Consider the following 23,486-nt stretch of genomic DNA (forward strand, 5'->3'; position numbering starts at 1 on the left):
AATGGGAGAAAGGGCAACGTCAGACATGCTCATTCATTTGGGAGAGTTAAGAGACCTGAAGCCGCGTGTCAATTACGCCGAACGTTCCTCCAAAACAATCGGCCATGTATGGGGACCCCGGACGATTCCGGACTGCCAATTGCTTTATGTCGTCAGCGGCGCTATCGAAATCTCGCTGGGACCCGATCAATTCGTGCTGGAATCTGGGAACTGCGCCTATTACGGATCGAACAGCCCTCATATGCTGACCATTTCCAAGGAAACGACATACTGCAGCATTCATTTTGACTGGAATACCGAGGACACCATGCCCCGACACCCTGTTCCAGGCATCGAAAACTGCTATCCCCGGGATATGTCGAGGCATCCGGTTTCATATGACATCGGCCTGGATAACGGACGGACGGTCCGCCTCCCTCATCGGTTTAAAGCTCCTTCTCTTGAACCGATTTTCGGTTCGATCGTAGTCGAATACCGAGAGCAGGATTCCGGCTACGAATTCGTTCTTAGATCGCAGATGATGGCCCTAATCGCGAGTATCGTGAGGCTGAGAATTCAGGAAGTTCCGTTTGATTCCGAACGCCGCAAAATCGCCCCCGCTTTGGAGGCGATTCGGTTAAATCCGGGCATTCATTGGTCTATCCCGCAGCTCGCGAAGATGTGTGGATACCATCCAACTTACTTCGCTGATTTATTCGGACGGTTGATCGGTCAACCACCTAAGGCGTTCCTCATGAACGAGAGAGCCAAGCAGGCGAAAAGAATGCTTCTGACGGGCGAGAAACTCGTTAACATCGCCGAAACGCTCGGCTACGGCAGCGTCCATTACTTCTCGCACAACTTCAAAAAGATGACCGGCCTTTCTCCCTCCCAGTATCGCATGCATTCAGAGGAAAGTTAAACGAGAGATTACTTTGCACCGAACACATTGCGAATGGCTTCCAGGTAACCCATTCCATTGACCGTGTCCGGCTCCAGATAGCTTCCTTCCGTCCATTCGTTCCATGCGTTAATCGTGAAGACGGGAGGATTTGTCTGACCTCGGTCAAGAAAATGCTTAACCGCGACGAGTGCTTTCTCGAATTGCTGCGGCGAATTGTTCGTAATCATCGGCATATACGGGTACCCGATATTGTCGAACTTCTCGGATTGAACCGTTCTCGGGCTCGCGTCCCACCCCATCGTGACGTTCGGGAAGTAGGGCAGCTTATATTCCCCGGTAAATTTTTCGTAATCCTGATAGGATCGCTCAGAAATGAGCGCAAAGTCATTTTCCGGGAAACGCTCGAGCGGCTGATGGTGAATCCACACATACGACGTAATGCTATCGAACCCAATCTGATCGAGCACCTCGTTTACATTCTCGACTTTTTGCTCGGACGGCAATATTTGAAGCCCCCATACAACGACGTTCAGATGCAATTCTCCAAGTCCGGCAGTTCGAACGCGCTCCCTGAACTCCGCTAGAATACGCGCCGTTTCCCCGATTCCGCCGAGCCCCGAAATCAAGCTGTGAATTTCGTAAATGGATACGTATAAGCCGCCATTTACTCTCCAATAAGACGGATGCGAGAAATATCGTCGAATCATATGATCGGTAGCTTCGATGAAAGACTTCTCGCTTACTTTCCCGATTGCTTGCGTGTTGTGGGGCGTGCTTCTTTGGGCCGGGTGGATGTCCTGCCAGTCATGATTAGCCCACATAATGGAAAACTTCAAACGCTCGTTGTTGGGCGCATTCAGGAACCCTTCATCCAAGGCGCGTTCCAAAAAGGGGCCGTCCTCGTACCAGTACCAATCGAATATGAAGGCGGAAATGCCATGATCGGCTGCCGCATCGATTTTCCTGGCCATCACGGCCGGATCGGCTTCGTCTTCGTATCCCCATAACGGCACCTTCGGTTGGTTATGGCCGGGAAACTTGGGCTCAGCCCGCTTAACCAACTCCCATTCCGTCCAGCCTTCGCCGTGCCAGCGTTCGTTGCGGATATCCCTATGGTAATTAGGAAAATAGTAAACAGCCGTTTCATATTGAGTCATGAGCTAATTCCTACCCTTCTACTCAAATGTGTGTCGAACCTCTACATCGAAATCCCGGAACAAACCGTAATCAATCAAATCATAAGCATCCGATGAAGGCGGACCGTATATCGGAGCCTTCTTCCAGTTGCCCGGCCAAGCGACATTCCTCGGTTTATCAGCATCGAAGTGCGGACCCAACAGGTTCTTGAAGCTGCCGCATACCCGTACAGCAATATCGTTGTCTTCACCAGGAAGGATGCACGCGGTGATGTCCAATCGATTATGACGTTCCATGCCGATCAACCCCGCATTTTGCCCATTAATCGTAACCGAGGCAATCGTACCGCACCAGTCGGGGAGAACGATTTCAGCGGCCCGTACCGATTGTTCTATCTTAACTTTCTTGCAATAGGTCATCGCAGACCCATAGAACGGGTAGCCCAGTTCACCCCAAGAACCAATCTTCATCGCGCGGCTTGGACCGATCACCCACCGTCCTTCTTCCTCTTCGACCGAAAATTCCCCCGTCACGTAAACAGGCTCGATTTCCATTAATACCGAAAACGGCTTCGCCTCAAGACGCACTATGTTTTCCCCGATTCGAACGGAAGAGCGTATGTCGGCCTCACCCATATTGTGGTCCAACCAAGAAGTGCCCGGTTCTATCGGGAGGGGCTTCCCGTTAACCGAAATCCGGTACAGCTCGGGCCGTTCTACGATCAAAGCCATGACGGATGGAAGCGCCCCTTCGCGAATATGGAATCGGTAATCGATCGTTACTCCGGATCGGTCGTCGAACATCCGGTTGCGGTCGAGGAGTCGCCTCTTGAACTGCACAGCGTTATCCCATGGATTCGTCTCGAAGCCATGATGTTCGAAAGCGAGACGCGCGGCATTCAAAGTATTGATGTTCCGATAGGTTTTCGAACCGATAACGACATCGCAGTACAAGAGAGGCAATACGTTGCCCCGATCGGGAGTTACCGTCGTCGCGGTCACTTTCAACGCCAATTCCGATGCATTTTCCACCGCAAATGGATCAGTGCTGTTGATGGAACCGGACCCAGCCTGTTCTATGGTACCGCCATCCTTTGTCACACGAATTAACAGCGAGCCGGAACCGTTCATCCGGAACGGAATTTCCAAACGGCCGCCTGATGAGGCTTGTATTTCTGCAGGACGGATTGTTCCCGTCAGCGGGTCCCAAACCTCGGCTGTTTCGCCAGCCAGGATCAGAACATCCTCTATCGGTTCCGGCCTGCTGTTGACGAGAAAATAAACAACGCTGCCGTCGGCCCATACCCTTTGCAAGCAGCCCACACCGGCGAATTCGTTTCGACCCGAAACCCATTCCGTTCTCGGTGCGACCGATCGCCTGATTTCCGTATCAAGCTCTTCGAAGCCGGAGATGTCCAACCAGTTGTCATGCCCTAACAATTGTTGTGCGTCGAAACATTCTCCTTCCACCCGCTCCAATGTTTTGCAAAGGCTTAAAACCTTGCCTCCTTGATCCATATAATTTTGCAGAAGTTCAATCGTCCTTCGTTTCACTTGTATGACTCCCGGGGGGATGATCACCAGATCATAGGTTCGAGCGCCGACGGCAAGACCGCCGTTTACAGCCGATCCATGCCGTTCAATAATAAATTCGTCTCCCCAGTCGTAGTCCCATTGGCTGTCGCAGAGCCGCTGAGCCAGCCTTACCGTATCGGAGATTCCGCGCTTGTAAAACTCGTTATTCTCATAGTCGTGCGGAGTGAAAAGAAATGAAGACGTCGTCGTATTAAGCAGAAGAATCCGGTTGACCGTTTTTCCTTGGGAGAGCGCATACGACAAACGGCCGAAATAATCGTTCATTGCGCCGAATTCCTCCCACCAAGGCTGCCGCCAATCGAACGACTGCGGATGATCCCGTTTGCGCGCTCCGACAATGGTAGAATAGGACAAGTGCGGATTAAGGAAATTAATTCCATGGACGAACAGCCAGTCGCCGATCCGCTTGTAATCCTCGAAGGAGGAATCCCATCCTCCGGCTCCATAGGCTTCGCACAAAACCCGTGGACGATCGAACTGGTTCGCCGCGCTGTGAGCCTCGCGAATGCCTAGCATTAACAAGGATTCGTTAGCGAGAAAATGGTCTTCTGCCGCATGTTCAGGATTAAGCAATTTAGTCATCAACATATCGATGCCCGGCCAATGCATGTATTCATACATTGACATGACTGCCGGTGACGCACGGTGGAACGGATGCGGCCAATTGTGCTCCAAGTAATGCCCGGTGTAGGCTATACCATGCCGTTCGCACCATTCCGAAATCGGCCTTACCGAATTGTCGGTCCACAAGGTATGGATCGTACTGTAATAGTCGTACCGCACTTTTTGCGCAGCAAAAGGAAGCCCCTTCATGACCGCATCCCGGAATAGGCAGGGCAAATAATCCCGGAGATCGTAGCCGTGGCGGCGTTCGAATTCCGCAGCAAACCAGAAGCTGTACGGAAGAAATTTATCCCCTTCCTGAAACAAGTTTCCGGGAGAAATCTCCGGTTCATCCGTGAACAAGGCAGGAATCGATTTCCCGAAACGGTCGCCGAAGTGTTGTCGATATTGCTCATGTGTCGTCTGAAGAAACCTCTCGGTCACTTCCGGCCGCAGCAAATCGGCATAGGCGAACCCGCCGAGCCAACTGTTCGTTTCCGGAGTCCCCAGCTCAAAGATCCAGAAGCGGTTGCTATAACGCTCCCACTCCGATGCCGACAATAAAGTAACGTCTTGAACGACCTCCCACTCCGTCCCGTTCCCGGCAGCCTTTACGGCAAAAGCCCGGATCGGATGCCCCGGGCGGTTCAACATCGGGGACGATGCGCTTCCGTACGCTTTGGCGGCGGCAAGGTCCAATTCTATAAATTGAACGGAGTTAGCCAGACAATCCGGCAGTTCCGATGGAACGTGGCCTCCCGCGAATCCCGAAGGGTAGGAGTTCTCGTCGTAAATGTATAGCTTCATTCCGAGCCGCTCCGCTTCCTTGAGCGCTTCTCCCCACAGTTCGAACCACTCGTCGGACAAATATTCAGTAATTAGCCCCGGACGGGGATGGACGAACGCCCCTCCGAAGCCATGCCCGGCGAAATTCTGAAGCTGCTTACGGATTTGGTCAGGATTCATCTCATCGTTCCATACCCACAAGGGCGCCGGACGAAATTCGGCGGACGGCTGCTGGAACGGTTTCTTGAAGTCATAATGATTTACTGTCATGTAAAGTCGCCTCCGGTCGGAATTACAATCTTTTACTTCTCCAACTTAACAAATCGGCCGGACGGCGTATTTGGCTTTTCCCCATCTCCTTTATACAATTTCCACAGGTTTTCTTTTAAAATGGAATGAGGCTATTCCCCAAGTCTTTTAGACCTTCTGAGATAGCCTCTTTCTAGCTCTATTACGTTAGAGCTCAGCCTATTTCTCTACAGGCGAAAGGTTATTAAGAATAATATCCTCCAGCACCAAGTTGAATTTCATCCTTATTTCCCGTTAATGCAAGGTCAATTGTTAGACAATCCGGTGCTCAAAGAAATTGCGGATAAACATGGTAAATCGGTTGCCCAAGTCATTCTGCGTCGGGTCGGCCCGGATCCGGACAACATCGATTTTTAATAAAACAATCCCCCTTAGCTAGCCAAGAAGGCTAAGCAGAGGGGGATTTGTTTTTTGCGGGTTACCCTTTTATCGCACCCGCCGTAATACCGCTAATGATGTATCTCTGGGCGAACAAATATACGATCAGCATAGGCGTTACGATCAAGCACACCCCCGCGAAGATCAATGACCAATCGTTGAAGTACATTCCTTGGAAAGCGGATAATTTTACCGTGATCGTCGCCTTCTTGCTGTCCGACAAGTAAAGCATCGGCATAAGAAAGTCATTCCAAACCGTGAATAAATTCAAGACGATGATCGTCGTCATAGCCGGCTTCAGCAAGGGGAGAACAATGCGGAAGAACGTGGAATACACGCCGCTTCCGTCAATGCTGGCCGCTTCTTCCAGCTCCTTCGGCACCCCTTTGACGAAGCCGCTCAGCACGAATACCGAGAACGGGGTTAGCGAGCCGAGATAAATGAAGATAACGCCTTGATACGTATTGATCAGATCAAGCGCCGTCAACACTTTGTACAGCGGGATCATGGCCATCTGGAACGGAACGATCATTCCCGCGATGAAGAGCAAATACACCCCGTTGTACAACCGGTTATTTTTACGGGAAATCGCGTAAGCGGCCATAGAAGCCATAATAACTACGCAAGCGACGGACACGAAAGCGATCAAAGACGTATTCAGCAGCGATCGGCCATAGTTCATCGTACGCAGCGCCTTTGCGAACGATTCCGTCGTCCAATGTTCGGGAAAGCCGAACGGGCGAAGAGCCAGTTCGCTTTTGGTTTTGACCGACGATAGGAATACGAGGAGGATTGGGTAGATGAACAGAATGCAACTGCACCATAAAAGCAACTTGCCGATATAGCCGCCAAGAGGCGATACGCGGGTTAACATTATAGCTCCACCTCTCTTCTGCGAAGAAAAGTGACCATAACGGTCGTTAACGCAAGGATGCTCACGAACAATGTCACCGACAACGCCGAGCCGTAACCCCAGCGAACGCCGTTTCCGAACCCGAGATGATAGATCATCGTGGCAATCGACTCGGTCGAATATCCCGGACCGCCCCCGGTTAACGCGAAGATCTGGTTAAAGAGCTGCAAGTCGCCGATCAGGCAAAGAATTACGTTTATCGTGAAGGCCGGAGCGATAAGCGGAAAGGTAATATTCCAGAACCTTCGCCATCCGATCGCACCGTCCAAATCTCCGCATTCATACAAATCTTTCGGAATCCCTTGCAGTCCGGCGATAAAGATGACCATGGAATAACCGAGGCACTGCCATACCGTCACGAGAACGATCATCCAACGGGCAAGGCTGGGTTCGCTGAGCCATCCTTGCTTAAGCTCCCCGAGATGTAACGCGTCCAAAACGTTATTGACGATTCCGATGTTCGGCTCGAGAATAAATCCCCATACGTAACCGATCAGCAAGGTACTGAAAATGTAAGGCATGAAAATCATCGTCCGCATCGCGTTTACGCCTCTGAACTTACGGACGAGAAGCAATGCCGCAAGCAAGCCGATTCCGTTCTGAAGGACGGTAATTCCTACCGTATAGAGCAGCGTATTGCGGAAGGAGGCCACGATCATCCGGTCATTCAGCATCTCTCTATAATTGTCCAATCCGATGAAACGGCTCTTCACTCCGTCCCAATCCGTCAAGGAATAATAGCCGGAGCTTAGCGTCGGAAGCAAATAAAACGCCAAGTAAAACATTAATGCAGGAACCAGAAAGGATGCCCACTTCAGTTCTGCCTTGAGTTTCCTTCGTTTTCTCTCCATGCCGTGTTGTCCTTTCCACCCAAAATGGCAGGGGCTATTTCATAAGTCGTATAAGTTCAAGGCCAAAATAGTGCCTTCATCGAGCCAGACTAGGTGCATAAGAAGCACGAGTCGCATTTCAAAGATTCAGGGGCTGCCCCGCTGGTCTTCTCAGACCTTATGGACAGCCCCTTCCTTCTAATCGTCATTATTTATTAAGGGCTTTCGCATTTGCCGTGTCATAATCCTTGATGAATTGATCGATCGTGATGCCCTTGGCCACGAGGTTCTGCAATTCCTTATCCATGGCGAAAGTCGTTCCCGGCGGTTGGTAATTTCCGTTGCCGCCCCACCAATCGGGTTGTACGGCATTAGCGGCCATGGAAGCTTGCACTTCCTTCACGAACGGGTTGCTTACTTGCACTTTCGTATTCGTCGGAATGCCGTTCAAATCGGCGATGACCCGGGTTTGGTTTTCCGCGCTCAGGTAGTAATCCATCGCTTGCTTGGCCGCATCCAAATCTTTCGACTTCGCGTTAATGAGTATTCCTTCGTCCGCGGAAGTCGGAACGATCGTTTTCTCTCCCGCAGCGTTTAGCGGAAGCGGGAAAAATCCGATTTCCGCATCCGGGTTCGCGCCTTGAATGGCGCCCAGCTGCCACGTTCCGTTGATCAGCATCGCCGCTTTGCCCGTTGCGACCATCTGGCTGGCAACGTTAATGTCGGTGCCGAGGAAGTTGTCTTGGAAATACCCTTTAGCCGCCCAATCCTGCTGCACGTTCAAAACTTTCGTAACGTCGTCCTTGATGTCCGAGTATTTAAGCGAGCCGTCAGCCAGCTTCTCGCGGGTGCTCATGTCCTTGCCGTTCACGTACTGACCGAAGGCGATGAACGGAATAATCTGAGTTGTCCACGCATCTTTGTAACCTGCCGCGATCGGCGTAATTTTGGCTGCCTTCAACTTCTCGCTGGCGGCGATAAATTCGTCGATGTTCGTAGGAACCGCGATTCCGTTGTCGGCGAACACCTTTTTGTTATACAGGACGCCGAGAGCGTTAGTCGAGATCGGCACGTAATACAGCTTGCCTTCCTTGTTCTTCTTCCGGTCTTCGATGACGGAAGGAAGGAATTCGGCAATCGATTTCAAATCCGACAGGTCGGCGAATTGAGAGGCATCGACCGTAAGCTTCTCCCCGTTGGAATATAGCGCCTTGTCCAACCCGTGAATCATGACCAAATCAGGCAAGTCAGCAGATGCCAACTTTGTTTTTAAAGTAGTGGCATATTGATCGGTCGGTACGTTCTGCATGTCGATCGTAATATTGAACTTGTCCTTCAGATCCTTGATCAAAGCGTCCGTAGAGCTGGTGCGATCCGAATAAGCCCAAGTCAGATAACCTAGATTCGCGGCTTTGCTCTCGGATGCGGCAGGAGACTCGGATGCCGCGGTAGATTCGGAGGCAACCGGAGTATCCGATGCCGCGCTTGCGGATGGAGAAGAGGACGAATCCGAATTCGAATTCGATCCACATGCCGTCAACAATCCGATAGTCAAAAGGATAACGAAACCGATTGAAGCCCATTTCTTGTTCAATAAAAACCCTCCCTATGATTAGAAGCACGCTCTCTCTTGCAAGTTTTATTATAGGGTCCCTGATTAGGATAGACATTCAACGAAATTGACTGATTCGGTTCCACTATTTTTACTTTCCGCTCGTACCTCTCCGGTATTCGGAAGGGGTGATGCCGAAATGCTCCTTGAACTTCTTCATGAAATAAGAGACGTTATCGTAACCGACAATCGGGGCAATGTCATGGATCTTGAGCGATTCGTCGGCCAATAGCTTGCCGGCAGCTTCCATGCGCACGTGACTTAAGAAATCGTTAAAGGTTTGGCCCATCTCCTGCTTGAATATCCGCGATAAATAAGCGGAATTCAGATGGAAAGTATCGGCGACGCCGTTCAGCGAAATCTCTTCTCCGTAATGCTCTAGCATATACTTCGCGATATCTCCTACGGCTTTCTTAGCGCCGATCTTCGTCGCGTCTTCAAGGAACGACATGACGGATGCCGTCGCCTGCAGCAACCAATCCCTCATTTGCGGAATCGATCGAATCCGATAACGGATCAAAGCGGCTAGATCCTCCTCGCCAAGCACCTTCTCCAATTCAGCATGGTGCTTCCGGACGATTTTGCGCAGACTTAACGTCAGCTCGAGAGCCGTATGGCGAATACTCGACGGATGAATGTCCGGGCTTGTCTCCCACTCCCGGGTCAAATCCGCGATAAGCTGTTGCGCCTGATCCTTATAACCGTTCTCGATATAAGTTAACAATGCCTTTTCCTTCCCCACCGGGTACTCATAAGAGCGCCTGACATCCAATTGGTCAAAGAGAACCAATGAACCTAAACCTGCGAGCTTCGCGTTGCGAAGAGCTTCGATGGCTTGGACGTAGCTTGAAGGCAAATCGCGCAGACTGGAGCAACTTCTGCCGATTCCGCCGGATAGTCGAAAGGGCAATAGACGTTCCGCTTGATCCATCGCGGCAAGAATGCTAGACATAACCGACGGTTGTTCTGCCGAAAGCAGGATGATGAATTCGTTGCGCTCCCCGTATTTTCGGAAAAAAACGGCGTCTTCGCGGCTTGAGAACAGCTCTGCCAATAAGTTTCCGAGCACGAAACTCGTGAGCTCGCCATCGCCTAAATACTTGTTTGCGGCCACCTCTATAAAATTGTCCGCTTCAAGAACGAGCACCGAGACCGAATCGCCGAATCGCGAAAGTCCGTTGCGGTCCAGCAAGCCTGCAGCCAAGAGCTGCGCCTCGCCTGCCTCCAACACCGCTTGCGTAAGCAACCGTTCTTTCGTCAGCGGCCCGGCTTCGTTCGCTTTCTTATTCAATTCGACCCATTCGTTGCGGAATGACTTATCCGCGTCGAGCTTGAGCGCGGCACGCCTCAGCGTCTCCGTCAATTGCTCCTCGTCGATCGGCTTCAATACGTAATCGAATGCCTGAAGCATAACCGCTTGCCTTGCATATTCGAATTCCGAGTAGCCGCTAAGCATAATGAAAAGCACGCTCGGATAAGATTTGCGCGTTTGTTCCATTAATTTCAATCCGTCCATCGCCGGCATTCGAATATCCGTAATGACGATGTGGGGAACCACTCGGGCAATGGCTTCAAGCGCAAGTTCCCCATTGCGGGCTTCCCCTGCGATTTCCATGCCGAGCGCGCTCCAATCGACCTGTTCTCTCAAGCTAATGCGCGTCCATTCTTCATCATCCACGATAAGCACTCGCAAAAGCATTGTTTCATCCCCCATGTATCGGTCGGATAGGCATTTCCATCACGACTCGCGTCCACTCGTTTTCTATGCTGTCGATCGTAAGTCCGTATTGTTCGCCGAATATCATCTTGATTCGCTGGTCGATGTTCCGTAAACCGATCGAATTTCCTTTTTTCAAAATAACGCCCATATCGAGCGAGCCTTCTTGCGCCTGCGCCGATTTCGATTGGCTGCCGATCGTTTCCATCAGTGTCCGGCATTGCTCATCGGATATTCCCACACCATTATCTATGATTTCAATGATGACGCGGTCTTCCGTTATTCTTCCGGTTATTCTCACGCGTCCGCCTTCCGCTCTCGGTTCGATCCCATGGACGATTGCATTTTCGACGATAGGCTGGAGGATAAGCTTGATGGAAGTCTGTTCATACACACTGTCCTCGATGTTAAGCTCGTAATCGAAAAAGCCGCGAAACCGGAGCTTCTGGATATCCATATAACAGATGACGTTATCGATTTCTTCGCGGAATGAAACGGTGCTCCGCTTCAAGTCGATACTGTAACGAAGCATTTTGCCTAAGCTTTTCGTTACCGCATGAATTTCCTGCGCCTTATAGACCGAAGCCATCCCGCTAATGATTTGGAGTGTATTGTAAATGAAATGCGGATTGATCTGCGATTGCAAGTAATTAAATTCCGCGTTTTTCCGGGCAAGCTGCTCCTCGTAATTTTCCACGATAAGCGACTTGATCGTACTCGTCATACTGTTGAAGCTAATCGCGAGTTGGCCGAGTTCATCGCTTGAAGCCGGAGCGAGGCGTACGCCGAAATTCCCCTGCTTAACTTGCTTCATCCCTCTTTTCAGCTCGAAGATAGGCTTGAAAATTTTCCTCGAAAACAAGAAAGCGATCATCACCGTCAAACCGAGCGCCACCAACCCGAGGATCAAATCGAAAGCGAGCAGGTTTTTGCCCACCTGGGTAAGCTGCGTATAAGGCGTCAAGGTAATGGACTTCCACCCGGTCACCTGCAGCGTGCTGTAAGACAACAAATATTTTACTCCATCCACATCGGCCACGAACGACCCGCTCGGACCGTTATCCCGGATTTGCCGCATGACGCGGTCGTTTAAACCTCCCGCAAGCATCACCGATTCGGAAAATACGACTTGGCCCGCCTTATCCAGCAACAGCACGCCCGTCTTTGGATCCAAACCTGCATTCTCGATAATATGATGAAGCGCTTCAGTGGACAAGTCGATCAAGATGACGCCGTCCGCCACGTCCATCCGGTCGCTGCTAATCCCTTTAAGCACTCGGGAAAACGAGATGACGTCGCGATTATAGGTAAGTTGAAAGGGACGGTGCGGCGCGAAAATGACGGTTCGCCCGTCCGCTTGCACCGTCTGGCGATACCACTCCTGGCTCTTCGGATCATAATCGAGAATATTCGAACCGTATGCCGCATAGGAAAACTGCTTAATCGGGGACACGTAAATATATAGACTATTGAAATCTTTTCTTAGGTTAAGCAGCCTTTGGAAAAATCCTTGCATCACCTGCAAAGCCTCGTATTGCTCCAAGGTGCTCCCGAACCCTTCGGAAGACAGAATTTCCCTCATGCTGAGCCCGTTCCCGTAATTGTCGGCCTCCGCGTGAATCGACATGATGATGCGGTCGATTTGATCGAGATTATCGGCAAAGCCCATGTTGATGTTATGGGCGAGACGGGCCGTCGAATCGAGGGATTGCCTTTCCAGCACTTTCTGAAAATAGAGGTAGGAGGCGATACTGGACACGGATAAGACGAGCAGTACAATGACGATTATGCCGTAGAAAAATTTATAGAACAGACTGATGCCGGACAGTTTGTCCCATGCAGCCGAAAGGCGATACCTGGCAGTCTTGGCTATGTTCGCGATCGGTTTGGACAGCAAGCTTCCTCCCCCTCTCCATGTGAATAATCACAGTCTAGCAGAAATCGCGGAATCGGCATATGCCAAGTGGCCGTTAAGGAAAGCCTTAACAGCCACTTGGTTATACGTCGTTCTAATCAATAAACGACAGCTTCCGCAAACTGCATGCGATATCGGTTGCCGTCATTCGGATTCGTTCGCAAATTCGTCCCTTCGATTTTTACGTATCGGGCGGATATGGCGGCGAACGTAAAGCTTTGAACCGCAATTCCCGGTTTCGCGTAGCCCGTTCTCGTAACCACCGTACTCCAGGTCGTTCCGTTCGCCGACACCTGGATCGTGAAATCGACCGGGAATCCATATCCGGTATCGACGCCGTCGTTACGTGGATATAAATTGACATTGCCGATCGATTTGCTAGCACCCAAGTCCAAGGTGACCGATTCCGTATGGTTCGCGAAGAGGTTGCTGTCCGTCGACCAGCCCATCGAGCCGCCGATGCTGCTCGTGTTGCCATCCATCATTCTGGAATTGCCCCAATTGGCATCCTCTACGGAGCTCGTTGAGGAAACTGCGGTAATCGCATAAGGGTTAATTTCGGCAAACTGCATGCGATACAGATTGCCGTCGTTCGGATTTGTCCTTAAACTCGTCCCTTCGATTTTCACGTAGCGGGCCGCCTGAGGCGTGAACGTGAAGCTCTGAACCGCATTTCCCGGCAGAGCGTATCCGGTTCTCGTAACCGCCGTGCTCCAAGTCGTTCCATTCGTCGACACTTGAATCGTGAAGTTAACGGGGAATCCATAACCCGTGTTTACGCCGTCATTCCGAGGGTACAAATCGACTCTTCCGACCGATTTGGCGGAAGCCAAATCCAAAGTGATCGATTCCGTATGGTTCGTCGTCAGGCTATTGTTGCTGGACCAGCCCATCGCGCCGCTTACGCTGTTTGAATTCCCATCGATAGCCTTCGCGATTCCCCAATCGGCGTTTTCGACGGAGCTGGTTGCCGTTGCCGTTATCGGCGCGTAGTTCGTATCGATATTATTCGTTAGAACTAGGTTGGAACCGGCGCTATTCGTTATTCCGATTCCTCCATAGCCTCCGGAGCCCACGATTTTGGCTGCCGTAATTCCCGCGCCGACGTTAAACGACGTATAAGGAGCTTGGTTGCCAAGGAATAACCCATAAATATTCGCTGTTCCGCCATTCAATTGGGCAGTAATCGCTTCCTTCGACATAATCACTTGATAATGGTTAACCGTCCCGCCGTTCACCGTAAAATAAGTTCCATGATCGGAGTGCCTTAGTCCGAAGAAATTTGCCGTGCCGGTGAAGGTGGACGCCGCCACGCCGCCGTACTGCGTTCCGCCTTGATCAACGAAATTAAGCGTTCCCGCATCGTCGATTCTTACGAACGGAGAAGCATCCGTCTGGCAAGTGATACAGGTGAAGTTGTTGGTCAGTCCCCCGTCGTTAACGAATCGGATGCCTGCCGCTTGAGAATCTACGGACGTATCCGGCAAATAAACGGTCAACTGCAATCCGGTAATATTCGACGTATTGCCAAGCTTAATCGGAAACGCGGTGCTGGCGAAAGACAGATTGTTGCGATAGGTGTTGTTCGGGAATGCAAGCGCCGCGCTCTCTGCTCCTTCGCCCGTCCAAGCCTGCATCAGGTTTTCCATTTTGCCGCCTGTTGAGCCTTTGCTTACGAATATAGCCGTGTTTCTGACATTCCCCGATATGCCCGAGAACTCGAAGTTGTCTGAACGAACCGTCGCGAAATCGATGCCGTTCCAGGAATTCACCATCCGAATATCCCGGATCCAAATTCCGTTGCCATTGCCTTTGATCGTATACGGATATTGCGTCGTACGGCTCGTTCCCATGTCCGGATAATAGACATTGATTCCTCTTAAGCCGCTCGATGCGTTCATGGTGATAAAAGGCGCGCCTCCTGGATTGCCTGCGTTGGCGTAGGAGAATAACGTCGATCCCCGGTTATCTCCCATGGAAGTCGCTTCGGCCACCCCTCTCAGCTCTACGCCGGTAGGAACGGTAAGCTGTCCCTTTACCATCCAATATCCCGCGGGAATAAATACGGTTCCGCCGCCCGCGGCAGAAGCCGCGTTCAAGGCGTTCTGAATCGCCGTAGTATTGTCCGTCGACGGATTGGAGGTTCCGCTAACCGCGCCATAAGTCGTAATATTGTAGAAGTTCGCCGGATTTGCCGGTTTTCTCTCGGTCATCAAGCTATAACTCGCAGTGATCGAAGGTAAACTCGGTATGCCCAGGCTCGTATGATCGATCTTGATTTGCGCCGAAGGAGTGTAAGAGATCGCAGGAGTGCCGACAAACGTATTTCCGAGAATGGAAGCCGCCTTCACCGAGCTGTTCAAGAGCAGATGCGGAGCATTCTTGTTAAAAGCCGAGGCATGGATCAAGGCGCTGCCCTGATTGACCTTAACCGCATAGTCCGTCCAATTAGTAAAGGTCATCTTCATTAAATTCAACGTAGCGGCGTTCGAATCGAAGTTAACGCCGTTCGTCGGCGTTCCGCCTATCGTAATCCCCTGAATGAGCACGGGACCGTAATTCGTCATTTTAATTCCGCTTGTATTCGTGCCCGGCAGTACGTTGATCGTCCCTCCGACCAAGGAATTTCCGGTGGCGTTCCCATCTCCTACGTGATAATAGGCACCCGTATTCACGTTATTCAAGGTCACGTTCGTGATGTGCGACCACCGAACCGAGACGTCAAGGCCAATATTCGCGTCCTCGACCCGAATATCGTACAAGTTCAACCCGTCCATATGACCATCAAGCAGAACTCCCGTCACGTTGGAGCGCAAATAGCTGATCAGGGTACTTTGGTCGGCAGGTGTAGAAGGCGATCCGGTTAACGCCGAGTTCATCCAGTACTTGGAGGAAATATGCACGCTCTCGGTATTGCCGAAGTTCCAATCGTTCGTCTGGTGCACGCCGGTATTCAAAGCCGTCATCATGACGTTTTTAATGAGGGGTTCCTGTGACTGTTCTAAACCCGGTCCCGTTTCGATCCCTTTATAAGAATTGTACAGCGTTACGTTTACGACGAAGAAGCCGTGATGGCGAGTGTCCTCGGCATCGAATATCCCTTCCGAGATCGTGTACGGATAAGCCGACGGGCTGGAGAAACTTTGATTAGGGTACCAAATGCTTAGATTTTTGACTCCGGCATTGGAAGCGACCTTGATGAACGGCGCTCCGCCCGGGTTGTTCTGGTTAGCCGTCGTGGACAAAATCGTGCCTAAAGCCGGTTCGTTCCCCGCGATATCCGGGTTGCGCCACTCGCCGCGGAGAGTAACCTTTCTTTTCAGCACCAGCGTTCCGCTTAACGTCCACTTCCCTGCGGGAACGTATACGATACCGCCCCCGTTGTTATAAGCTTCGTCGATCGCGTTCTGGAACGCCGTTGTGTTGTCCACCGCCGTATTGTTCGGCACCGCGCCGAAATCCACTACGTTCTCGGTAAAGACCACAACATCGTCCTGAGGGATCGAGGGACTCGGGTTAATATTCGGAGTGTACGCGGCATGCGTCTTCGCGACAAACGAAAACAAACTTACGCCTGCGCTGCTTAATAGAAGTGCGCTCATCAACAAGGCCGATATGAACTTCTTCATCGATTACCATCTCCTTTTGATTTGAATACGCTTTCACAAACAGCTTTATTTCGTTTCTTCGCCTCCCCCTTTTTTAATGCAATCCGGTCTTCCTTTTTCATTATAGAAAATCATGGTTACAGAGGCATTCTACTCCTGCTACTATTTTCCATGCACTTTTTTTACTTTCCGCGTTAAGCTGACGATATTCAAGGTAACTTCAGCCTTGCCTGGCTGTTTACCACATAATATTTCCTAAAATGGATAATGATAAGGCAATCCTTAAGATGGGAGGGCTTCATACTGAAACTCAAAAAAGGCACAGGCAAACGTATCGTCGATGAAATCACGGAACGGCTAGGACAATCGCCGGACTTTGTGTGCCATGAATTCGAGATCAATCCTGGTTTACGCTTTTCTTGCATTTATATCTCGACGATCGTATCCACGGAACAGATCGATGAATTCATGTTAAAGCCTATTATGGAGCGAAGTCAGGACGAAGAAGCCTCGCACGATCCCATGGGTTGGCTTAAATCCTTAATCCCCAAAGCGCAATCGAAGGAAGGTTCGGAAACCTCGGAAGGCATTCGTAATCTGCTTGAAGGTCATTGTCTTCTTATTCCTTCAGTTGGAGATTTCTATCTTTGCTACGACGTATCCAAAGGGCAAAATCGCAGCGTATCCGAACCTACGACGGAAGCCTCCATTCGCGGTCCAAGGGAAGGTTTAGTCGAGGATATCGCGAGGAACGTCTCCTTGATCCGCAAACGGTTGAAATCGGAGCATCTGGTGTTCGAACCGCTCGTTATCGGGACGGAAACGAAGACCAAGGTTTATTTGACCTATATAGACAATATCGCTTCGGCGCCGGTTGTGGATGAATTTCGTCGTCGTCTAAAGTCCATTCATACGGACAGCATTCTGGAGAGCTCTTATATTGAAGAATGGATTCAAGACACCGCTCTCTCGCCGTTTCCCCAATTGATCAGTACCGAACGTCCGGATTCCGTCGTTGCCAAGCTTGTCGAAGGTCAAATCGGAGTCATGACGGACGGTACCCCGATCGTTCTTTTCGGTCCAATTACTTTATTTGAACTGTTCAATTCTCCGGAAGACTATTATCAGCGGGCGGATATCGCCACGCTCTCGCGATGGCTGCGAATGCTCGCCTTTATGTTATCCATATTCGTACCGGCTCTCTATATCGCGATCGTAAGCTATCACCAGGAATTACTCCCTACTTCTCTCTTAATCAGTTTGGCTGCGCAGCGAGAAGAAGTACCCTTCCCTGCTTTTATCGAAGCTGCGATCATGACGGTTACCTTCGAGATCTTACGGGAAGCGGGCTTACGCATGCCGCGAATCGCCGGGCAGTCCATATCCATCGTAGGAGCGGTTGTATTGGGCCAAGCGGCGGTGGAAGCGGGGCTCGTCTCGGCCGCCATGGTTATCGTCGTCTCTCTCACGGCCATTTCAAACTTCGTTTCCCCTAACTACAGCTTCGGCATTGCCCAAAGAATCATTCAATTCGCTTTTATGTTGCTAGCGGGACTAATGGGTTTGTTCGGTCTCATGTGCGGCGTATTTTTCCTATTGGTGCATCTCGTTTCTTTACGCTCGTTCGGCGTGAAGTATCTCACACCGTTCGCACCGGTTGTCCTCTCGGACTGGAAGGACACTCTGGTTCGGGTTCCCCGGTTTATGATGAAGCGATTCCCGAATAAACGAATGGCAAACAAATAAGAAGGTGCGTCATGATGAAAGCTTTCCTAATAGGTCTAATTCTTCTGGTATTCTGTACGGGATGCTGGGATATGAAAGAAATCAATGCGCTCGCGATCGTTAGTCTAGCCGGGGTCGATAAAAATCCGGAGACGGGAGAATATACGGCTTATTACCAAGTGATCAATCCGACGGGTCTTTCAACCAGACAAGGCTCCTCGGCGAGAGCTGCCGTATATACTTATAATTTCAAAGATTTTAGCCTCGGAAGATTCACGGATAGAACAAGCAGAGTTATGCCCAGAAAGTTTTTTACGGCTCATCTGCAGAGCTACATCATCTCAGAGCGTTATGCCCGGCAAGGGATATTAGATTTCATTAATTTTATCGAGCTTAACCCGGAACGTCGGGCCAATGTGGTTTTATATATTTCGGATAGCCCCATGAACACGATCATGAACAGCTTTACGCCTTTGGACAGAGTGCCGGGAAGGTTTATCCGCTCCTTGACGAATCTTGTTAAACCGTCTTTTAGCATGGGCACGTTTCCCATCCGGATTAAAGAAATGGCCAAAGAATTACATCTTCATACGCCGACGGTTGTTCCTATCGTTCATTACGCCGGGGAGAATCCGTCTTCCACAACCAATAGATTGGAGGAAATCGATGTAAGCAAGAACGGGATGAAATTCGGCGATGGAGCCGTATTCATCCATGCCCGTATGGTAGGCCGTATAGATGAGACATCGAAAACTCTGTACTTGGTGTTGAATAAGAAACTCATGAAGTATACGGAAACCGTGAAAATCAATGGGGATTACGTGGATGTCGAAGCGCAGAACGTAAGAGTAAAACGTAAGTGGGAAAAGGATAAGCACACTTCTCTATTCGCATTGAACATAAAAGCCGATCTGCGCATATTGAACAATCAACAAAAAAGCAAGATGACCGTACAGAATCTTCGTCAGATCGAAACATCATTTAACCAAAGATTGGAGGAGAGGATAGAATCCTTTGAGAGGATGGGTAAGGAGAAAGGCTGGGATCTATTAGGCATACAGGACAATGGAGGCAATGAAATGACGTGGCGCCAAACCAAGGTCAATATACATATCAACTCTAGGATGACAGCGATCGGCAACACCAGTACGCCATACCATTTAGAATAGAGGAAGCTTTCGGATGGAGAACGCTCGATTGAGTGGTTGGCAGTTTTTTCTTCTTGCCATGTTTTACGTCGTCGGAACCACGTTTATTTTGTTGCCGGGGAGTCTTACTAACGATGCCAAACAATACGGTTGGCTTGTTCTCGTGTGGGCGTTGCTATACGGATTGGTATTGGCCGGATTCTGGCTCTACTTGTCCACCCGGTTTCCGGGATTAAGCATTGTCCAGATTGCGGTGCAGGCGCTGGGTAAATGGGCCGGCGGTTTGGTCTCTCTCCTGTATATTCTCTTCTTCATCCAAATCGCATCTTGGGTTACGCGCAACTTGAGTGATTTCATGCGCATTAACCTGATGCCTCGAACACCTGTATCGATCTTCAATATTATGATTTTGCTCGTCTGCGCTTATGCCGTCGTGAAAGGAATCGAATCGATCGCCATGGTTTGCGAGTTATTGGCGCCATACCTTACATTGGCGTTCTGGATTCCCATCTCGGTCATGGTCAAAGAATGGGATTGGCGGAACTTCGCTAACCCTTCACCCTTTCACCCTTGGGATACCTTCTTGCATACAAAGTATGCCCTCGCGTTTCCCTATATGGAAGCCATAGCCTTCATGATGTTATTTCCATTTGCCGTGCGTCGAATTAAATTCTCATTTCTGTCGGGGATTTTCATCGGGGGGATCCTCCTAGTCATAACCGTATTTTTTACGATCGGCATTCTAGGAGTAGAGCGCGCATCCCATCTTATCTATCCCGTATTTATTATTTTTCGCGAAATGCAATTTACGAACTTCGTCGAGCATCTGGAATCGCTTATTTCCGTCAATATCCTTCTTATCGTCTGCCTAAAATTAAGTTTGCTGTTTTATTGCGCTGTATTGGCCATCTGCCAGCTATTCCAAGTTAAAGAGCGCGCCGTAGTTGCCTATCCCCTAGTTTGGATTATATCCGCTTACTCCCTATTCTTCGAAAACATCGTCGAGAACGTCGATTGGATCAACAAATACTTATTCAATTACTACACGTTGTACGCTATCGTAATTCCGGTCATTCTCATTGTGAGCGCATGGCTCAGGAAGAAAGGGCAATCACAAGAAAGGGAAACGGCGACATGATCGGTTTGATTCTCTTGTACGTTCTGTTTCTAATCGGCGGAATAAGCTTATTGAGAAAAAATAATTCAAACAATAAAGAGAAAGCGCTCTTTATCGGTATTACGACTATAGGAGCGGCACTCTGGGGGAGCATAATCGTACGGCATCCGCTCGATTTGAATAAGACCATTGCATGGATATTTATTTATTGGCAGTGAGCCTAGCAGCGCTGGCCCGGACCTGATGGCAACAGCTCCGCTTCTTAATAAAATCATAGATGGTTCGGCATCAGCTCATCCATATCTATAGCCAGTGCAATATTGCATAGCATTCCCTTGGCCAGAAATATCGTCGTTCGCTCCTCGGGCTCGGGATAGCCGGATTGTTGAAAGGAACTTAAAACATAATCGCGGATTCGTTTCATGCCGGACTGCATCGCTTTCCGGATCTCGGGATCCTGGATCGTCTGGGCTTGCATTTGCAGCAAAATCTCGGACTGGAAATTCCGCAATACATTCTTATAGGCTTCGGTAAATGCGGTTTCCATATCTTCCGGTTTCACCTTCTCCCGAACCGAACTAAACGCTTGCAATATACGATCCCAAGATCTCTCCAAGGCAGCAAGCAATAAAGCCTCTTTCGTATTATAGAAGCGATATACGTATGGCTGGGAAATGTTAGCCTGTGCGGCGACTTGCGCCGTCGTGGCCCGATAATATCCGAGATCGGCGAATACCGTGATCGCGGCGGAAATGATGTCTTCTTTGCGGCTTGCCGCTTTCGGCGTAATTTTATCCATTGGCTTGCTCCTCATTTTGGCTGATTCATTATTGATTCATCAATCAGTAATTTTATTATACATCTATTTTTTATTTACGCAAGCGCATTACGGAAAGTGCAATTTACGATTTACGCACAAAACCTCCCATCCTGTTGAATCAACGGAATGAGAGGCTTATGTCGTTAACTTTGAATATCCTTTGCACCGTAACCGATTTTCTTCAGTAAAGTAATTAATAATTGTTTCTCCTCATCCGACACGAAGGAAAGATTGTTGGATATGGTGTTTACATGTCTTGGAAAAATATCATCAAAATAAGCTTGCCCTTCTTCGGTTAAAGTCACATTCGTTTTACGTCGGTCTCCAGGAATCGGAATTCGCTGAACATAGCCCTTTTTTTCAAGCTTATCTACCACATAGGTGATACTTCCGCTTGGTATTGAAAGCTTTTCGCTAATTTTTTGAATAGGTTGGGGACCTTTGCTAAACACGAGTTCAAGGATTTGAAAAGTTTCCGTATCCAGTCCATACTCGATAACGTCATCTTCAATGTTCTTGAAAACGACTTTCGACATGTTCCTCATCACACGAAAAAGTCTTAAATCAAGCTCCTGACGACTATTTTCGCTGTTTGCCATCAGCCCGTCTCCTTATCTGCGTTTCTGATACAAAGGATAATCGACTTTTTCAGGAATATCAATGAGAACAATTCGCAAATTTTCTCCATTTGCTTGAAAGACGATTTCATCCTCATCCTCGGATTGAAACACCAGAAAATCTTTATGTTCAAATGAAGTAGCTTCCTTACCGAGTGAAGAGAACGACCCGCCTCCCCTTATCGCCAATCCGGCAAGAAAGCGATTCGGCAATAATCGATAGGTGTACGATGACCCATCATCAACTTTCAAATCGATCATTTGCGCATCCGTAACTAAGTGAATGGGCGAATCATCACCCAAAATCGTTTTCATCTCGACCCCATCCTGCTTAACAACCGGAAATTGTTCGTGCTTAAATAAAGAATAGGTGGGCACTCGTTTCACGGCTTCATTCAAGTAAGGCTCAAACCAGATTTGAAACCCTTCAAATCCAGCCTCAATACCTTCGGAATGCGACACTCCGGAACCTGTCTGCATAAGTTGGATATCTCCCGCGCCTAGAATGCTTTCGGAGCCGAGAGTATCCTTGTGAACACCTTGGCCTGCTATTCCATACGTCATAATCTCGAAGCCTTGGTGCGGATGAAGCCCAAGGCCAGACTTCGTTTCCGCGTGAGCCCATGCCCAATAAAACAGCGGACCAAGTCTTATAATGGCCGATCCTTCCCCCGGGAACCCTATCGGTTTCTGCTCCTGTATTTTGCCGCCATCGAATTCGCCTTTCCCTTGATCCTGTGGGTGGATGATTTGTACGTTCATTTGAATTCCTCACCTTCAACTGTAATTAATACTCTCCCGCTAATTTCCCCGTTTTCGAATTTTCGATGAACTTCGGCCAGCTCGCTTAGACCAATTCTTTCCGTAATATCCGGTTTCAGCAGTCCTGCATCGAGTAATGCGGCTATCTCGGCTAATTGCGCCGAATTGCGTTGCGAGTTTATTCTAACCGCCTTAACGCCCAGTTCTTTAGCAAGGTTCTCATCCACCGGCGTTGTAGTGGATATGAAAATACCGCCTTCATTAAGCGTATATAAAAGCTTGTTTAATTCCGATTGACCTACGGGAGATAGATTGAAGATCACATCTACCTTTCCGTTTAAAGACTCCACTATGGGCTGACTATTGTAATCAATAATTTCATCGATTCCGAGCTGTTCCAGAGTGGAGAACTTTTTCTTGGAAGCCGTACCGATCACGTAAGCGCCTTTCCATTTCGCCAGTTGAACCGCTAAAGTTCCCACACCCCCTGAAGCGGCAGTAATGAGTACGCGTTGACCCGGCTGTAGCTTGCCATAGTCGAACAATGCTTGCCAAGCCGTCAAGGCTACGTTTGGAACAACTCCCGCTTCGTGCAAGTCAAAGTTTTTGGGCGCATGGGCTATGTCGACGGCTTTACTAACTACATACTCCGCGGCCGCGCCATTCTTCGTCACATCGATAAAACCATAAACTTTATCGCCTACCCGAAACGTGTTAACCGATTCACCTTTCTTTTCAATAATACCGGATACGTTTACGCCTAGGGTAAAAGGAAGTTCGATTGGCAAAAATGCTTTAAATGCGCCGGATCTTAATTTGGCATCGAACGGATTGAACGATGTAGCCGAGACCTTAATGAGCACTTCATCATCGCCTACTTCAGGAATGGGCGCGTCTTCGTATCGGATCACTTCGGGTCCGCCATATTGATGTATCCTTGCAGCTTTCATGTAGCTTTTTGTTGTCATTTGTAACGCTCCTATATTCAAATTTGTTGAACTGCCTTTTAAT

The 23,486-nt window shown here is 49.4% G+C and carries 17 protein-coding genes and 1 pseudogene; 6 read left to right on the forward strand and 12 right to left on the reverse strand.

Annotated elements, in window-relative coordinates; translation table 11 throughout:
* Position 1 precedes the first annotated feature (1 nt).
* Positions 2-901, forward strand: coding sequence for a helix-turn-helix transcriptional regulator (locus tag K7P76_RS06705; RefSeq protein WP_232184398.1), 900 nt, complete (start codon positions 2-4; stop codon positions 899-901).
* A gap of 8 nt (positions 902-909) precedes the next feature.
* Here the strand turns inward: K7P76_RS06705 and K7P76_RS06710 are convergent, their stop codons facing one another.
* Together K7P76_RS06710 and K7P76_RS06715 are read right to left on the reverse strand one after the other, a co-directional pair.
* Positions 910-2,040, reverse strand: coding sequence for a glycosyltransferase WbsX family protein (locus tag K7P76_RS06710; RefSeq protein ID WP_232184399.1), 1,131 nt, complete (start codon positions 2,038-2,040; stop codon positions 910-912).
* A gap of 18 nt (positions 2,041-2,058) precedes the next feature.
* Positions 2,059-5,274 carry a glycosyl hydrolase gene (locus K7P76_RS06715; protein ID WP_232184400.1) on the reverse strand — a complete coding sequence of 1,072 codons (3,216 nt, stop codon included), beginning with the start codon at positions 5,272-5,274 and terminating at the stop codon, positions 2,059-2,061.
* A gap of 240 nt (positions 5,275-5,514) precedes the next feature.
* Here K7P76_RS06715 and K7P76_RS33635 point away from each other — a divergent pair.
* Positions 5,515-5,670, forward strand: a pseudogene (locus K7P76_RS33635) (aldo/keto reductase); the annotation flags it as partial.
* A 61-nt stretch (positions 5,671-5,731) separates the two neighbouring features.
* On the opposite strand, the gene K7P76_RS06725 reads toward K7P76_RS33635, so the two are convergent.
* The 6 genes from K7P76_RS06725 to K7P76_RS06750 form a co-directional block, all read right to left on the reverse strand.
* Positions 5,732-6,565, reverse strand: a complete 834-nt coding sequence (locus K7P76_RS06725) for a carbohydrate ABC transporter permease (RefSeq protein ID WP_232184401.1) — start codon at positions 6,563-6,565, stop codon at positions 5,732-5,734.
* Positions 6,565-7,455 carry a carbohydrate ABC transporter permease gene (locus K7P76_RS06730; protein WP_232184402.1) on the reverse strand — a complete coding sequence of 297 codons (891 nt, stop codon included), beginning with the start codon at positions 7,453-7,455 and terminating at the stop codon, positions 6,565-6,567. Before K7P76_RS06730 ends, K7P76_RS06725 begins: the two co-directional genes overlap by 1 nt.
* 187 nt (positions 7,456-7,642) lie before the next feature.
* Positions 7,643-9,028, reverse strand: a complete 1,386-nt coding sequence (locus tag K7P76_RS06735; RefSeq protein ID WP_232184403.1) for an ABC transporter substrate-binding protein — start codon at positions 9,026-9,028, stop codon at positions 7,643-7,645.
* 109 nt (positions 9,029-9,137) lie between these two features.
* Positions 9,138-10,745, reverse strand: a complete 1,608-nt coding sequence (locus K7P76_RS06740; protein ID WP_232184405.1) for a response regulator — start codon at positions 10,743-10,745, stop codon at positions 9,138-9,140.
* A 4-nt stretch (positions 10,746-10,749) separates the two neighbouring features.
* Positions 10,750-12,660: a sensor histidine kinase gene (locus K7P76_RS06745; RefSeq protein WP_232184407.1), complete on the reverse strand. Its 1,911-nt coding sequence runs from the start codon at positions 12,658-12,660 to the stop codon at positions 10,750-10,752.
* Between the two features lie 116 nt (positions 12,661-12,776).
* Entirely contained in the window at positions 12,777-16,307 is a 3,531-nt protein-coding gene (locus K7P76_RS06750; protein WP_232184409.1) for a discoidin domain-containing protein, read from the reverse strand.
* Positions 16,308-16,553: 246 nt separating this feature from the next.
* Here K7P76_RS06750 and K7P76_RS06755 point away from each other — a divergent pair, with 246 nt between their 5' ends.
* Genes K7P76_RS06755 through K7P76_RS06770 form a run of 4 tightly spaced genes read left to right on the forward strand, consistent with a single transcriptional unit; the run spans position 16,554 to position 20,494 of the window.
* Positions 16,554-18,032: a spore germination protein gene (locus K7P76_RS06755; RefSeq protein ID WP_232184411.1), complete on the forward strand. Its 1,479-nt coding sequence runs from the start codon at positions 16,554-16,556 to the stop codon at positions 18,030-18,032.
* A 14-nt stretch (positions 18,033-18,046) separates the two neighbouring features.
* Positions 18,047-19,180, forward strand: coding sequence for a Ger(x)C family spore germination protein (locus tag K7P76_RS06760; protein WP_255678399.1), 1,134 nt, complete (start codon positions 18,047-18,049; stop codon positions 19,178-19,180).
* A 13-nt stretch (positions 19,181-19,193) separates the two neighbouring features.
* The gene (locus tag K7P76_RS06765; RefSeq protein WP_232184413.1) at positions 19,194-20,297 is read left to right on the forward strand and encodes a GerAB/ArcD/ProY family transporter; all 1,104 of its coding nucleotides are present in this window, start codon (positions 19,194-19,196) and stop codon (positions 20,295-20,297) included.
* Positions 20,294-20,494, forward strand: a complete 201-nt coding sequence (locus tag K7P76_RS06770; protein WP_232184414.1) for a hypothetical protein — start codon at positions 20,294-20,296, stop codon at positions 20,492-20,494. Before K7P76_RS06765 ends, K7P76_RS06770 begins: the two co-directional genes overlap by 4 nt.
* Positions 20,495-20,547: 53 nt before the next feature.
* Here the strand turns inward: K7P76_RS06770 and K7P76_RS06775 are convergent, their stop codons facing one another.
* The 4 genes from K7P76_RS06775 to K7P76_RS06790 all read right to left on the reverse strand — a co-directional run bounded on the left by K7P76_RS06775 (position 20,548) and on the right by K7P76_RS06790 (position 23,443).
* Positions 20,548-21,075, reverse strand: a complete 528-nt coding sequence (locus K7P76_RS06775; protein ID WP_232184415.1) for a TetR/AcrR family transcriptional regulator — start codon at positions 21,073-21,075, stop codon at positions 20,548-20,550.
* A gap of 164 nt (positions 21,076-21,239) precedes the next feature.
* On the reverse strand, positions 21,240-21,695 hold the full coding sequence (locus K7P76_RS06780; RefSeq protein WP_232184416.1) for a MarR family winged helix-turn-helix transcriptional regulator: 456 nt from the start codon (positions 21,693-21,695) through the stop codon (positions 21,240-21,242).
* A 12-nt stretch (positions 21,696-21,707) separates the two neighbouring features.
* Positions 21,708-22,475 (reverse strand): pirin family protein, encoded by a 768-nt coding sequence (locus K7P76_RS06785; protein WP_232184417.1) that lies wholly within the window; start codon positions 22,473-22,475, stop codon positions 21,708-21,710.
* The gene (locus tag K7P76_RS06790; protein WP_232184418.1) at positions 22,472-23,443 is read right to left on the reverse strand and encodes an NADP-dependent oxidoreductase; all 972 of its coding nucleotides are present in this window, start codon (positions 23,441-23,443) and stop codon (positions 22,472-22,474) included. Before K7P76_RS06790 ends, K7P76_RS06785 begins: the two co-directional genes overlap by 4 nt.
* Positions 23,444-23,486: the final 43 nt, after the last annotated feature.

The sequence above is a fragment of the Cohnella silvisoli genome (genome assembly GCF_021190915.1).
Taxonomy (GTDB): Bacteria; Bacillota; Bacilli; order Paenibacillales; family Paenibacillaceae; genus Cohnella; species Cohnella silvisoli.